This window comes from Paenibacillus wulumuqiensis, from assembly GCF_000971965.1.
GTDB classification, from domain to species: domain Bacteria; phylum Bacillota; class Bacilli; order Paenibacillales; family Paenibacillaceae; genus Saccharibacillus; species Saccharibacillus wulumuqiensis.
Map to the genome: position 1 here is coordinate 608,509 of NZ_LAQP01000001.1, position 14,478 is coordinate 622,986.

Consider the following 14,478-nt stretch of genomic DNA (forward strand, 5'->3'; position numbering starts at 1 on the left):
ATTGAGACTGAGATGATAAATCGGCACATTCTCCGACTGCTGCTCATCATCAGCTATGTATCCAGAAACCTTTTACAATTGATAATGATTATCATTATAGATTAGTAAGAAGTGAGATGCAATATAAAAAGCCTCCTGATCGATGAGATGCTGCTCCCCTGTGCCGGGATTATCCTGAGGGCAGACACGGCACAGGCTGTTTATATTTCTTAGTGTGTAATAATGGATTTTTTGGTATGCTGTTTGGTGAACTGTTTATTTATTATTTACTACTTTAAATAAGGTGGGACGCTGGGAATGGTCGATTTTTACGCGCATTTCTCCTGGATTTTACTTATTATCAACCTTTTTCTGGCGCTGTTCATCGTATTTTTGGAGCGGCGCAATGTGGGAGCGACCTGGGCCTGGCTGATGGTGCTGCTGTTTATACCAATTGCCGGCTTCCTCGTCTACCTGTTTCTCGGACAGAATCTTAGCCGTGTCAAACGGTTTCGCCTGCGCAAGGAATTCCGCTCCATTATCGAATCCGTCGTTGAGGATCAGCGAATTGAATTCAAGGAAAAGAAGTTCAAATTCAATGATCCCTCCATCAGCCGCTATCATGAGCTGGTGCATCTTCATCTGATCAGCAATTATTCCCTGTATACACAGGATAATGCGGTACGTATCTTTGCGGATGGCCGGGAGAAATTCGATGCCCTTTTTGAGGATATTGCGAATGCCCGGGAATATATTCATATTCAGTATTATATTATTCAAAAAGATGATCTTGGTCGCAGGCTGCTAAAAGCTCTGACTGCCAAAGCGCTTGAAGGCGTAACCGTCCGGCTGATCTATGATGCATGGGGCAGCTCCAATGTGAACAAATCGTTCCTCAAGGAATTTGTGGCTGCAGGAGGTCATGCGGCCGCCTTTTTCCCGCCAAGTATTCCTCTCATTAACTTCAAAGTGAATTACCGCAATCACCGCAAAGTCGTCATTATTGACGGGCTGGTCGGCTATGTCGGCGGCTTCAATGTGGGAGACGAGTATCTGGGCCTGGTGGAGAAATTCGGTTACTGGCGCGATACCCATCTGCGGGTGGAAGGTTCGGCTATTTTGCAAATGCAGACGCATTTCCTGCGTGACTGGCATCTGGCGCTGAATACGCATATGTCCGGAGATTATTCACTGTTTGCGGTATCCAAGCCTTTTACCGGCAATATCGGTATGCAGATTGTGTCGAGCGGACCGGACAGCAGTCTGGAGACGATCAAATATTCTTATATCAAAATGATGTATGAAGCCAAAGAAAGCATTATGATCCAGACTCCTTATTTTATTCCGGACGAGAGCATGGTCACCGCGATGAAATCGGCGATTCTCTCTGGGGTACAGGTACATCTGATGATTCCCAAGAAACCGGATCACCAGATGGTTTACTGGGCATCCTACTCGTATTTACGTGAACTGCTGGAACTGGATGCACACTGCTATTTGTATGAAAAAGGATTTTTGCATGCCAAGACGATGGTGATCGACGGCAAAATCGCTTCGGTCGGTACAGCGAATATGGATATTCGCAGTTACAAGCTGAATTTTGAGATTAATGCCGTAATTTACGATAGTCAGGCAGCCAAGCAGCTGGAAGATCTGTTCCTCAAAGATATCCTGGACAGCCAGATACTCACGCTGACCGATTATAATAATCGGCCACTTTACCAGAAAACTGTGGAGTCTTTTGCACGTCTGTTATCACCGATTCTGTAGAGGATTTGATGGTGAAGTTTTGGTGAGTATGTTCTGCCAACTATAAGATCAACGTGTTACCACCTTTGCAAAAGTTTGACCAAAGCGCTATCTGCCCGAAATAGAAGGCAGATAGCGCTTTTTTGTTGTCTGAAAAGCTTGTGTATTAAGCACGCAGACGGCACTGCATTTTGAATTCTAATTGACGTTACCTACTGAATTGCATCTTATTTCTCTTCTTGATTTTTGATCATGGATAAAGATCTTAACTTCCTTTTTTTCTTGATAGATATAGATTAGGGAACTCCAGAAGTGGGGGATATGCAGGTATGTTGTAGGTTGCTATTTTTCATCTTTTTATTATGAATTTTTCACATGATGAAATAATAATGATTGGAGGTTGGAAATTGTAAATGCCCCTCCTATTCAAGGAATTATTGCGATTAAAATCGCAGTGCATTTTCTGTTATTCTTTTTATTTTTTCAATTTAATCCATGTATTTATAATACAAATAAACACTTATTAACGTGCAAATTTATACTTGTTATTGAATATACCTGTTCTTTGCTATTTAAGAGCCCTGTCTTATGTATCTTAAAATTTAAGCTTGACCTTTCTCCAATCCAATCCTATAATCGAGAACCAATAACACATTTCAGCAACGACCAAAGACATGATTCCCTTCATGCGCTGTCCAGAGAGAGAAGCATCTGCTGTGAGCTTCTTCAGTCGACGGTTGAGGAATTACCCCTTTGCAGCTGTGATATTGAACCGGTGCCGGATCGTTTGGGTGCTTTGCAGAAATCTGTATGTCAGAGATCTGCACGCTGCCTTTTGTCGCTGTCCAGGCGTTTAGTAAATGTCACCGTCTAATCCACGTTAACGGATTCCAATGAGGACTCTGTCCTGTGATGACTACTCGTCTGCAGGCAGGTCGAATTAGGGTGGAACCACGAGCCAAGCGCACTCGTCCCTTCTGGGATTGAGTGCTTTTTTGCGCTTATTTGTTCTTTATCTATCCTATCCGGCCGATCCGTGGTCAGGCTGCTGGTATTACAGCATCTGATAGCTGGTATGCTGTGCCGGATAACCACTAAATCATTGGAGGTACACATTATGCCCAACTTACAATCCATTCAGATTCAGCTGCCCAACGGCTCCAGCCGTGAAGTCCATCTAGGCATTTCTGCCGGGGAAATTGCTCATTCCATCAGCAGCAGTCTTGGCAAAAGTGCGATTGCTGCCAAAGTGAACGGTCAGCTCGTTGATCTCGGTACACCTTTGCAGGATCACGGTAAACTGGAGATTATTACATCCGAAAATGAACTCAGCCTTCCCATCTACCGCGTTAGTGCCGCTCATATTCTCGCTCAGGCGATCAAGCGGCTGTACGGTGCAGAGCAGGTCAAGCTAGGGATCGGGCTTGCTGTGGCCGATGGATTTTATTATGACTTTGAGCTGGATCGTCCTCTCTCTTCAGCCGATTTCCCGCAGATCGAGCAGGAAATGCAGCGGATTATTGCCGAGAATCTGCCGATCCAGCGGCAGGAATTGAACCGGGACGAAGCGATTACCTTATTTACTTCCCAGCAAGAACATTACAAGCTGGAGATGATCCGCAATCAGCTGGAGGATATCGCATTTTCCGTATATGCCCAGGGTGAATTTATCGATCTGGATCGCGGTCCCCATCTTCCCTCCACTGGTAAATTACAGGCTTTCAAACTGATGAGTGTAGCAGGTGCCTATTGGCGCGGTGATGCGGCGAATCCGGTACTGCAGCGTATTTATGGTACTGCCTTTGCCGATAAAGCGCAGCTGCAGTCCCGTCTGCTCATGCTGGAGGAAGCCCGCAAGCGGGATCACCGTAAACTCGGACGCGAGCTCAAATTGTTCATGTTCTCGGATGAAGCACCGGGAATGCCCTTTTACCTGCCAAGAGGTATGGCACTGCGTACTGAGCTGGAAGACTTCTCCCGCAGACAGCAGCTGAGCCGTGGTTACGAGGAAGTTCGTACACCGATCATGATGAATCAGCAGCTGTGGGAGCAATCCGGTCACTGGGATCATTACAAGGACAATATGTACTTTTCACAGGTCGATCAGGAGAGCTTTGCCCTCAAGCCGATGAACTGTCCGGGGCATATGCTTATTTACAAAAACGAGCTGCGCTCCTACCGCGATCTGCCGATTCGGATGATGGAATTCGGACAGGTACACCGCCATGAATTCTCCGGCGCATTAAACGGACTGATGCGTGTACGTACATTCTGCCAGGATGATGCTCATATCTATGCTCTGCCTGAACAGATGGAGGCCGAGATTCACAAGGCGATGGAATTGATTGATGATATGTATGCTGTCTTTGGTTTCGATTATGAAATTGAACTGTCCACTCGCCCGGAAGATTCCATGGGCTCTGAAGAGCTGTGGGACCAGGCCGAGCAGGCACTGCGCAATGTACTGGAAGCACGCGGCGTCGATTATCGTCTCAATGAAGGCGACGGTGCCTTTTACGGACCGAAGATCGACTTTCACATTCTTGATGCTCTCAAGCGCAGCTGGCAATGCGGTACTATCCAGCTGGACTTCCAGATGCCGGAGAAGTTTGATCTGAGCTATATCGGCGAGGACAGTCAAAAGCATCGTCCAGTCGTAATCCACCGGGCCATCTACGGATCAGTAGACCGGTTCCTCGGTATTCTGACTGAGCATTATGCAGGAGCATTCCCGCTGTGGCTCGCTCCGGTACAGGCGAGAATTCTGCCTGTGTCCGATCATTACATCGATTACGCTCTACAGGTCAAGAAGATTCTGTCCGATGCCGGGCTGCGAGTCGACGCCGATATCAGCGGCAACAAGCTCGGTTACAAAATGCGTGAAGCCCAGCAGGAGAAGATTCCTTACATTCTCGTCGTCGGGGAAAAGGAACAACAGTCTGGCAGCGTCAATGTACGCAGATACAATGATGATGCGCAGATTATGATGCCTATAGATGATGCGATCGGACAGCTGCAAGCACAAATTGAGCAAAAATCCTAGCGTACCCTACCCCTGCTGATTAACACCTCCCGGCAGCCGGGTAACAGTGAGGAGAACAGACTATTTAATGAAGGAGGAACCGTTGATCATGCCACATTCCGATTCATCCGTATTGATCCAGCTGGGCGATCTGGAGATTCACGGACTCCATTATGAGGAAAAGCAATTCGCCGATGCCAGTAAACCCGATTCAGCAGAGCTTAGACTGATTACATTTGATTTTGTGATTACCGGCAGTCAGGAATATCATGATGTAACCATCCTGCTCTACAATCCGACAGTAGATGTCCGGGTTCCTGATCGCCAGCTGCAATTTCAGGCTGCTGTGCACAACTACTTTACCTCGGTTCCAAAGTTTGAAAAGGATACCGATACGGTAGATGTTCATCTTGAACTGATCGAGGTACTGTCCAATGTATGAGGCCAGGTAACAATCCTGGCATGAAGTACTATTTCTTCCATGCTCATCCTACAGCGATTGGACGATTTATGAACTTGATAATGTGTTAATTTACAATGGATTGTTGCAAACTCTTCTCTGTTATATAGAAGTAAACTTGCAGACTGCATATCAAAAAGGACAGACATGGCGCATTTCTTCGCCTGCCTGTCCTTTTTGATAATTCCAGAGTCGATTCTCGCGATGGTTGCAGTCTGTATTTTTACAATCGTTACAGCATATATTCTCGCCGAATTCGAATATGCCGTCTATTATTCTGATATGCGATTTACTGCTGGTTACTCCACTTAATTGGTTGATTTGAAAATGGAGCTGTTAATCCAGTTCCGATGTACATAGGCAGGTGAGTTATCAAGCGTACCGTACCATTTGCCATTACGCTGCTCTGTGTATTCGGTATATTGACTCCACGGATACGCCTGCTCTTCATTGAAGCGGGACACCTGCACGTTCTCGTAGCGCTGGTTCATCGTTGTTCCCTGGATATTATTGCCGTCAAACGCCTTTTTGGCAATGGACGTTACTCTTTTGACCGATGTGGAATCCGTATCGCTGTCCGTCCATTTGGTTGGCGCAATCAGCACCTGGGTGTTATTAACAACAAAATAGGCGTTGTAATACGTATCCGTACTCACTGTTTTGGACAGATAGAATTTGACGTTTTTGACCTGATTGCCATCATACTTCTGATTGGTCGAATCTCCGTAATAGAATCCGTTTGAACGGATGTATGGCAGCCAGCGATGTGTACCGGTCTGGTAGGAATAGCCTGCTTCGATTGCGCCTCGCTCCGAGTCAAATCCATAATATACCCATGGCTGCTCTCCTTCACCCAAGCCACTTACAGCCGGAAGTGTAATATCCGAAGTAATACTGTCAAATCCCTCAAAGCCGAGCTGGCGTCGCTCAAACGCACCTGTTGTTCCACCATTGATCTGATTAACCGGGAATGTATTATTCGGATTGAACTGTGTGGAACTGGTGAGATTATTAACCTCGTCCTCCCGTTTGGCAGCACCCAGATAACCGCGCTTGGAGCTGTACACTTCCCCGGTTACCGTCATATACGTATAATCCGCGTTCACCAATTGTTGTGTTTCTTCCGCCTGAACATCCGGCTTGTCAGAAGTGGATTGTTCCTTCACATCTGCAGCAGTGCCGGCTGTATCACGAATAACCGCTCTCTTCTGCTGCTGGAAAAAGTCCGAGTCGATATCGGAGGCTGCAGTGCTGGAGGCTGGCTGCGGCTCCTGATTTACAGGGGTGTTGCTTTCTGCATAAGCAGTTGCGAAAGGCAAACTGAACAATGCTGCCATTCCAAGTGATAATACCATTTTAGCTGTTTTCATAAGTATTTCCTTTCAATTCCTTAAGTATAGTTGTAGGTTTTTCGGCAGAACGTGCTTTTCCTATCTGGGACACTGCCCAAATCCTACAGAAGATGCAGCCAGAGAATTGGATCTGTAATTTATTTAATAAAAGATCATCCGGCTAGCTAGAATGCTCCCTCACAATGGGTATAAAACCTATATATACATTAACACGTTTTCGCAGCAAGTTAAAATTTGGCGAGTCCCATATGCAGGTAACAACCTATTTATACATTAAAATCATAATTATTGTTTGTTTTTCATAGAAATTGTGAAAATTTTATGTCTATCTCAAAAATAATTTTAATTTTCGGTAGAATATGTGAAACATTTTATGATTAGGATACGTAATATATAGTATACCTAATCAAAGCGTGACAAATTTCGCTAAAATGCTCTGTCAGATAGATACAGAACAGTTTATTACGGGATATTATCACTTTTGCAGACTGCAGCTGCTTCTAACGTATTGTAACGATGTTACCGTTCATCATTTATTCATATTATAATGGTATAGTTACGAAAAGTAATAATGAATCGGCACGGCACTTACACAAATTCAAAAACATACGGATTCACGAAAGGACCGATCTCACATGAAAAAAATAGCTTATTCGCTCTCTGCTGCTCTACTGGCCCTGACCATTATGCCATGGCAGACTTCTACTGCCAGTGCAGCTGAACCGGCTGCTCCGGTAACACCGCTGACCAATGAAATCACGGTACAGACTGAAGCCAATTTCCGCAATGCAGATGATGTTAATTCTTTCATTATCAAAGCTGCGCGTAATCATGTATCAGTGATCAATATGAGTGTAAAACAGGATAGCGATGTGAATGGCAACTCCGGTTTTGCTTTTTATGACAGCCAGATTGTTCCAGAAGCGATTGAATATGAGAGCTTCGATGCGCTGGCAGCCGTAATCGATAAAGCCCATGAATATGGTATCAAAGTACGTGCATGGGTACCACAGGCTCAGGACAAAGCTGCTATCGATATCAACTCTTCCTGGCAGATGCGTACTATTGATGACTATGGCAAAATCTCTTCCTATACTGGGTATACCGGTACAGAAAACCATGTCAACCTGTTTGAGCCTGCTGTTCAGCAGTATGAACGTTCCATCGTCAAGGAAGTAGTACAGAATTACAATATTGACGGTGTCGTAGTAAGCGGTCTGGATTTTGATAATGAGCGTGTGGATATGAATATTTCCACTATCAATGCTTTCCGTCAATCGAACAGTTTTGATCCGAGAGAGATTGATTTCACAAGAAGCAGCAGCGCGAGCAAAATTGCGCAATGGAACAACTGGAAAGCCCAGCAAATGGCTTCTTACCTGCAATCGATCAGTACCGATGTAAAAACAATCAAACCGGATCTGGCTCTGGGCGTCTACACTGCTTCTCCGGACAAAGCCAACTCCGGTCAGGATGTTGCCCTGTTCAGCCAGTATGTTGACTTCCTGCTGCCAATGGCAAATTACAGCGGCCTGGGTCATTCGGTAGACTGGATCTACAACTCTACAGGCATTCTGGCAGCCACCAAAGCAAAAGCAGCCGACAAAACACTGATCCCTGCTGTAGACGCGAATATTGACACCAATACAGCAACCAATCTTTATAATGGACTGCGTACTAATCAGCCGGGAGTAACCAGCGTGAACTACTATGGTATCGGTCAATGGACAGATGCCATGCTGAACAATCTGGGACTGCGTTCCAGCCTGTAATCCTATCAATTGAGTACGATAATAACCCAATTAATATAAAACAGCCCCTTTCCTCTCTGGAAAAGGGCTGTTTTACTTTGGTATGATGCTGCGACTTGTGACACCTTATCACGAGTGCTATACTAGGGCCGCGTATAACCATACATATTTTGATGCATCATAATTTTCAGACTGTACAAGTCCTGAGGAGAAAAGTACATTATGAGTCCTATTCGATTAAAACGGTCATGGATAATCTGGAGCAGCCTGTTCCTTATGGTTATGGTCGGCATAGTGATCTGGCTGCTGTACATGAATCATATTGCCAGACCAGGGACGGCCCATATACAAACCTGGTCTGCACAGCATGGTGAACTCAAGCATCTGCGAATCGATTCCGATTATGAGATTGCGGTCCAGTTTGAACCCAGCACGGATGGTAAGGATAGTGTACAGCTCCATGGAGAATTATCTACCTATGTGATCCGGCAGCTGAGCCAGCTCGATATTCATCAAAATACGCTTCAACTGCAGCTGAAGCAGCCTCATTATCCTGGAGATCTATGGAGCGGTAACACTCCTGCGCATGTGCAGTATATTACCGTACGGCTCGCTGATCCACGCAGTATGGAATCGGCCGAGTTCCAATTGGCTTCCGCCCAGACCAATCTCACCGATGTCACCGCCGACCGGATTATTGCACATAGCGGCTCCGGCCGTATCAAGGCTCAGCAGCTGAATGGACATGCCCAGCTGTATACATCTTCCGGCGATATTCTTGTACAACAGTGGCATGGCGAACAGCTTGAATTGGAATCAAGCTCCGGTAGTATACGGGTCAATAAGGCCAGCGGACGGGTTCATTCTTTTACCGGGTCCGGACAGCTCCATATCGGCCGCCTTGATGGTGAAGGACAGATTGAAGCCAAATCCGGAGATGTGGATATCCTACTAGCGGATCTTCATAGTTTGCAGGTAAACGCTCAGACTGGTAACGTACTTATTCATAATCATTCATCTGCTGAGGGGAATTATGATATCCATTCGGAGACAGGTCAGGTAAAGCTGCCCGCTGCCTCCTCTCACGGCCAGCAGTATATACGGGTGCGTACCACTACAGGGAATATAACCGTCAATTAAGAAGAGTCAGGAGATACTGATGATACAGGATGAATGACAGTTTCTCCTGATTTTTCTGTGTTTAATGCCTTTAGGATGTGACAAATCCCTCTAAATATTTTATTAATAGGCTATATTTATGATTATTCTGTAAATAATATCCATTCTTCAATCTGTAATTGTAAAAAATATGTTATAACTAGTAGAAGAAATGAAATTACGAATGACAATCTGGAGTGTGACATGACTACCGAACCCCAACAATTACGCGAATTGTTAACTGACAACTGCAGCAGTCATATCCTTTATGTATACAATGATCCTTCTTCCTACCTGGACCGTCTGATCTCCTATATGCAAATCGGGCTGAAGCAGGGCAGCTATGTGCTGATCGCTGAGGAAGCTTCCATTTACAAACAGGCAGTTGAACGGTTATCGTCTGAACTGGCAGCAGTGCAGCCGAATCGCCTGTATTATATCGATCATACCTCCTTCAGCCTGCCGTACACAGATTCTCCTTTTGATCGGCTTTTGACTTATTTCCGTAATAATATACAGCAGGCTGACTATGACCAGCAGCTGCCCGTATATATCTGGTCTCATCAGTATTTGACAGAGACAGCAGCCATTGCTTCCGGTCCTCTACCAATCGGCAAAGCATTGTCCGAACAGTCGGTGACATCTGTAGAAACAAAATGTATATATGCCTGCAACGGACAGCAATTGACCGCAGCCGCGCAGCTGCAGCTAATGCGGGATTATCCTTATCTCATGACCGATCAGGAAATGGTGCCTTCTCCCCTGTATATGGAATCACCCACTCGGACAGAAAAGGGGCAAAATAACGGAACAGCCGACAGTCAGCATGAATACGGCTCAATAGTGTCGCCGCAGAATCAGCCGGAAGCGGAAAAGCTGAAGCAGCAAATCACCGAGCAAACCGTACGGGCCAAAAGTGACTTTCTGGCAATGATGAGCCACGAGATACGCACGCCGATGAACGGAGTAATCGGGATGACCCAGCTGCTGCTGGATTCACCCGATCTCGGCGAACAGCATCGCGAATATGTACAGGTTATTGCCAAAAGCAGCCAGTCTCTGCTGACTATCATTAACGACATCCTCGATTTTTCCAAAATAGAAGCCGGTAAGACCGAGTTGGTGAGAGAGCCTTTTAATATTCATCATCTGATGGCAGAGACGCTGGACATAATGCTTGTACGTGCAAAAGAGAAAAACCTGGAGGTTAGCCTGTCTATTCATCCCCATATACCGGAGTGGCTGATTGGTGACCCCAAACGCCTGCGACAGGTTCTGCTTAACTTAGTCAGCAATGCCATTAAGTTTACAATGGAGGGCAGCGTACGGATTTCGGCACGTCTGCTGGCCGGCAGCATGGACCCTCTGACAATTCAATTCAGTGTAACGGACAGCGGGATCGGTGTACCTGCAGACAAAGTGGACTATTTATTTCAACCCTTTCATCAGCTGGATAACTATATTACCCGAACGACCGAAGGGACCGGGCTGGGACTCGCTATTAGCAAAAGTCTGGTTGAAATGATGAACGGCAGGATCTGGATCGAATCTTTGCCCGGTCAGGGCACCCGATTCTGCTTTACTGCCAGCTTTCAGCCGGAGGAATCTCCTCCTGTACCCGGCGGTCCGCTCATACAGAGTACACCTATTCAACTACGTTCGCCTTTGAATATTTTAATTGCCAGGGAATCCGCCATCAGCCGAAGTCAACTGCAAAAGATATTGCTGGATCTGGGGTACACTTCCACTACGATAAGCAGCTCGCAGCAGATCGTCGAAAACATGGCTTCTGTCCTCTACCAGATAGTATTTATGGATATACAAATGTCTGGCAGAGATGGACTGGATAGGGTTCGATTCATACACGATCTTCCGGTATATAACGGCACTTCCGCTCAGAAACCTTATCTGGTCGGGATTGCCGGAGCAGGTCAGGACAGCGTATGTGATGTACACCTTCAGGCAGGGATGGACGAATGCCTGATGGAACCCTTATCCAAACGCCAGATTGCCGGAGTGCTGCAAAGATATGAAGAACGTTATGGCCAGCATGGACCTGATTATCTGACTCCCTGACAGAAAAAGGCCGCAGCCGCTGAATGGTTTAATCCCCGTCGGCTACGACCAAAATATCCATATTCCGTGCATAACGCAGTACTTTTCGTAATATTGACTCTCTTCCCCACCGCTTCCAGCGGGGAGTACTGGATTGGCCCAGAAGCATCTGTGTAGCCTGATGCTTCTGGGCCTCTTCGTTGATAATCCGGGCCAGATGGGTCATTCCCTTACAGCCAGGCTCATACTGGATATTGAATTCACCGCCGAGCCTGGTAGTAAGCTTGTCGAATTTATCCGCTTTGGCAGCAGCTTCTCCGGTCAGCGACTGCGGGTTTCCTATATGAATATGGGTCACAATTAGTTTGGCTTTTAGCCGGTAGGCGATCCGGAATCCCCTGCGAATCAGCCGCTCGGCTTCATGATCCAGCTTCACACCAACAAAAATAATCTCTTCCCGGTGCCATGGCCCACGTAGTGAATCAAGACGCTCCCAGGATTCGAGCCGGTCATCCACATCATCTGCCACTTCTCGCAATGCCAGTTCACGCAGAGCAATCAGATTACCCAGTTTAAAAAAATGATTCATCGCCTGCTCCACCTTGGCAGCAGCATAGATTTTGCCTTCTTCCATCCGCTGCTGCAGCGTCTGTGGAGTCACATCGATCAATTCCACTTCGTCCGCCAGATGAAGGATCGAATCGGGAACCGTCTCGCGCACACGAATTCCGGTAATTTGCTCCACGGCATCATTCAGACTTTCCAGATGTTGAATATTGACAGTGGAAATAACCGAAATGCCCGCATCCAGCAACTCGCGGATATCCTCATATCGCTTGCTGTTGCGGCTGCCCGGCACATTCGTATGCGCCAGCTCGTCGATCAGCGCCAATTCCGGATTACGCTTCAGTATGGAATCGAGATCCATTTCTTCCAGCTGACGGTCTCCATAAGCGATTCGGGATTTGGGAATCATCGGTAGTGTGGCAGCCTGAGCGGCTGTTTCCTTGCGGCCATGTGTCTCCAGCAGTCCGATCACTACATCAATGCCCTGCTTCAGCAGTTCATTTCCTTCTCTCAGCATCGTATAAGTTTTTCCGACACCTGGTGCTGCGCCCACATATACTTTAAATGTTCCCCGCTTGATCCGGTCAATTTTGCGTTCGATTTCTTCGGAAGGCAGACGCCGGTAGACTTCATCGCGCTTGACTGCTCCCGTGCGGGCAGGCAGAATACGCTCTCCCTCCTGCTCCGCCCGATCGGCCATCAAGAAAATATCAATATCCCGCGTATACAGCAGCAGCCCATTAATAACCGACCGGTTCACCACTTCCTGCCAGCGATTCTGCCGGGAATGCCCCAGTACGATCCGGGTCACCTGGTGTTCACGGGCATAATGGACCATCTGTCTTGGCAGCATTCGCCGTGAGCGAATTGGAATTTCTTCAAATGTACCACCAATCTGCCGGGTCAGCTCACGAAATGCATTTTTGAAAGTCTGTTCTTCTCTTGTCAGCTTTCGGTTCGAATTACAAAATGAAACGACCAGCAGATCTCCACTGAGTCGCCTGGCAATCTGCTGACCACGCCGGATATAGATCGAACCGTTCCAGTGATACTGCGCCGATACCATAATTCGCTCCGCAGTTCCGGTTGGCCCGGTAAGCCCCTGCTCGGCCCGATGCTTTTCCAGCGTACCGCCTACTCCTTCTGCCACGGTGCGCAGTGCCAGCTCACGCAGTACGGCCAGGTTCCCCCTTTCAAAATACTCACGGTCTGCACTGTTATTCAAATGACCGGCAAAATAACGCTGGAGAATCACCTCCGGCGTTACATCAATCAGACGAACTTCATCTGCCTGTTCCAGTACATTGGCAGGAACGGTACACTCCACTTCACGACCGATATACTGCCGCGCCAGTTCAGCTACCCCTTCCAGCTCATATACGTTCACAGTGACCATAATACTGATACCACGCTGCAGCAGATACTGAATATCTTCCCAGCGAGTAGCGTGTCTGGCTTCCGGCCGGTTGTGATGAGCCAGATTGTCAACCAGCAGCACTTCCGGATTACGGACCACAATTTGTTCGATATTCAGGTCTTTCAGTTCGGTCTGCTGTCCCTGCTTGTCCGTTTTCATCCAGTGAATGCTCGGGATTCGTTCAAGGTCGCCCAGCTGCTGTACCGTCTCCGGACGGCGGAGTGTGGATACGGCGCACATGGCTACATCGATACCTTCCTGCTTGAGCAATTGACCATCCCGCAGCATATGATAAGTCTTACCGGAGCCGCTAACGGCCCCGATATAGACTTTGAGTTTGCCATGATGCAGTTTGGCAATCATTTGCAGCAGTTCTTCCGGTGTCTTGCGTCGAAACGTACTCACGACTGTGCACGCAGCTGCTGTACAGCCAGATTCAGCTTCAGTACATTGACTGCCGGCTCACCAAAGATACCAAGCTGTGCAGGAGTCGTATTATTGCTTACGATCGACTCCAGCTGCTCTGCAGACAGACCGGTCAGCTTGCTGATCCGGGGAATCTGGGCTGCTGCTGCCTGAGGCGTAATGTCAGGATCCAGCCCGGAACCGGAGTTGGTAATCAGATCCACCGGCAGGGAAGCTACCGGCACACTCGGATTCTGCTTTTGCCATGTGACAACCGACTCCTCTATCCGTTTGATCAGTTCAGGATTGGAAGGTGCATAGTTCGGTGAACCCGAACCATTGGCATTATATTCTACACTCGATACTCTGCCCTGAAAATAATGAGGATCGGTAAATGACTGTCCGATCAGTTCGGAACCTATCACATCATGATTGCTGTTATAGATCAGACTGCCAGCCGCTTGATGCGGCATGACAACTCTGGCAATCCCGGTAATGACAAGCTGATACAGTACACAGCACATGACAAACAGTATTGCACTCGTACGCAAGGTAATCCATAC

Annotated in this window: 9 protein-coding genes; 6 read left to right on the forward strand and 3 right to left on the reverse strand. The window is 47.1% G+C overall.

Annotated elements, in window-relative coordinates; genetic code table 11:
* The first annotated feature begins 297 nt into the window (after nucleotides 1–297).
* From cls to WH45_RS10775, 3 genes are all read left to right on the forward strand, one after another.
* Nucleotides 298–1,749, forward strand: a complete 1,452-nt coding sequence (cls, locus tag WH45_RS10765; RefSeq protein WP_046214335.1) for a cardiolipin synthase — start codon at nucleotides 298–300, stop codon at nucleotides 1,747–1,749.
* 1,096 nt (nucleotides 1,750–2,845) lie between these two features.
* On the forward strand, nucleotides 2,846–4,771 hold the full coding sequence (gene thrS, locus WH45_RS10770; protein WP_046214336.1) for a threonine--tRNA ligase: 1,926 nt from the start codon (nucleotides 2,846–2,848) through the stop codon (nucleotides 4,769–4,771).
* 88 nt (nucleotides 4,772–4,859) lie between these two features.
* Nucleotides 4,860–5,192 carry a DUF3219 family protein gene (locus WH45_RS10775; protein ID WP_046214643.1) on the forward strand — a complete coding sequence of 111 codons (333 nt, stop codon included), beginning with the start codon at nucleotides 4,860–4,862 and terminating at the stop codon, nucleotides 5,190–5,192.
* Nucleotides 5,193–5,518: 326 nt separating this feature from the next.
* Here the strand turns inward: WH45_RS10775 and WH45_RS10780 are convergent, their stop codons facing one another.
* A complete protein-coding gene (locus WH45_RS10780) occupies nucleotides 5,519–6,580 on the reverse strand; it encodes a hypothetical protein (protein ID WP_046214337.1) in 1,062 nt (353 codons plus the stop codon).
* Between the two features lie 617 nt (nucleotides 6,581–7,197).
* On the opposite strand from WH45_RS10780, the gene WH45_RS10785 reads away from it, so the two are divergent.
* From WH45_RS10785 to WH45_RS22840, 3 genes are all read left to right on the forward strand, one after another.
* On the forward strand, nucleotides 7,198–8,334 hold the full coding sequence (locus tag WH45_RS10785) for a family 10 glycosylhydrolase (protein ID WP_046214338.1): 1,137 nt from the start codon (nucleotides 7,198–7,200) through the stop codon (nucleotides 8,332–8,334).
* Nucleotides 8,335–8,535: 201 nt separating this feature from the next.
* Complete coding sequence (locus WH45_RS10790; protein ID WP_082096698.1) at nucleotides 8,536–9,453, forward strand: DUF4097 family beta strand repeat-containing protein; 918 nt, start codon at nucleotides 8,536–8,538, stop codon at nucleotides 9,451–9,453.
* 222 nt (nucleotides 9,454–9,675) lie between these two features.
* Nucleotides 9,676–11,547: an ATP-binding protein gene (locus WH45_RS22840; RefSeq protein WP_052723723.1), complete on the forward strand. Its 1,872-nt coding sequence runs from the start codon at nucleotides 9,676–9,678 to the stop codon at nucleotides 11,545–11,547.
* 28 nt (nucleotides 11,548–11,575) lie between these two features.
* On the opposite strand, the gene WH45_RS10800 is transcribed toward WH45_RS22840, so the two are convergent.
* Together WH45_RS10800 and kdpC are read right to left on the reverse strand one after the other, a co-directional pair.
* Nucleotides 11,576–13,915: a histidine kinase gene (locus WH45_RS10800; RefSeq protein WP_046214340.1), complete on the reverse strand. Its 2,340-nt coding sequence runs from the start codon at nucleotides 13,913–13,915 to the stop codon at nucleotides 11,576–11,578.
* The gene (gene kdpC, locus WH45_RS10805; protein ID WP_046214645.1) at nucleotides 13,912–14,439 is read right to left on the reverse strand and encodes a potassium-transporting ATPase subunit KdpC; all 528 of its coding nucleotides are present in this window, start codon (nucleotides 14,437–14,439) and stop codon (nucleotides 13,912–13,914) included. The genes WH45_RS10800 and kdpC overlap by 4 nt, the downstream gene beginning before the upstream one ends.
* Nucleotides 14,440–14,478 lie beyond the last annotated feature (39 nt).

Excerpts from the sequence above, each read along its gene's own strand:
- cls (WP_046214335.1), top strand. The coding sequence starts at position 298 with ATGGTCGATTTTTACGCGCATTTCTCCTGGATTTTACTTATTATCAAC.
- thrS (WP_046214336.1), top strand. The coding sequence starts at position 2,846 with ATGCCCAACTTACAATCCATTCAGATTCAGCTGCCCAACGGCTCCAGC.
- WH45_RS10785 (WP_046214338.1), top strand. The coding sequence starts at position 7,198 with ATGAAAAAAATAGCTTATTCGCTCTCTGCTGCTCTACTGGCCCTGACC.
- WH45_RS10780 (WP_046214337.1), bottom strand. The coding sequence starts at position 6,580 with ATGAAAACAGCTAAAATGGTATTATCACTTGGAATGGCAGCATTGTTC.
- WH45_RS10790 (WP_082096698.1), top strand. The coding sequence starts at position 8,536 with ATGAGTCCTATTCGATTAAAACGGTCATGGATAATCTGGAGCAGCCTG.
- kdpC (WP_046214645.1), bottom strand. The coding sequence starts at position 14,439 with ATGTGCTGTGTACTGTATCAGCTTGTCATTACCGGGATTGCCAGAGTT.
- WH45_RS10775 (WP_046214643.1), top strand. The coding sequence starts at position 4,860 with ATGCCACATTCCGATTCATCCGTATTGATCCAGCTGGGCGATCTGGAG.
- WH45_RS22840 (WP_052723723.1), top strand. The coding sequence starts at position 9,676 with ATGACTACCGAACCCCAACAATTACGCGAATTGTTAACTGACAACTGC.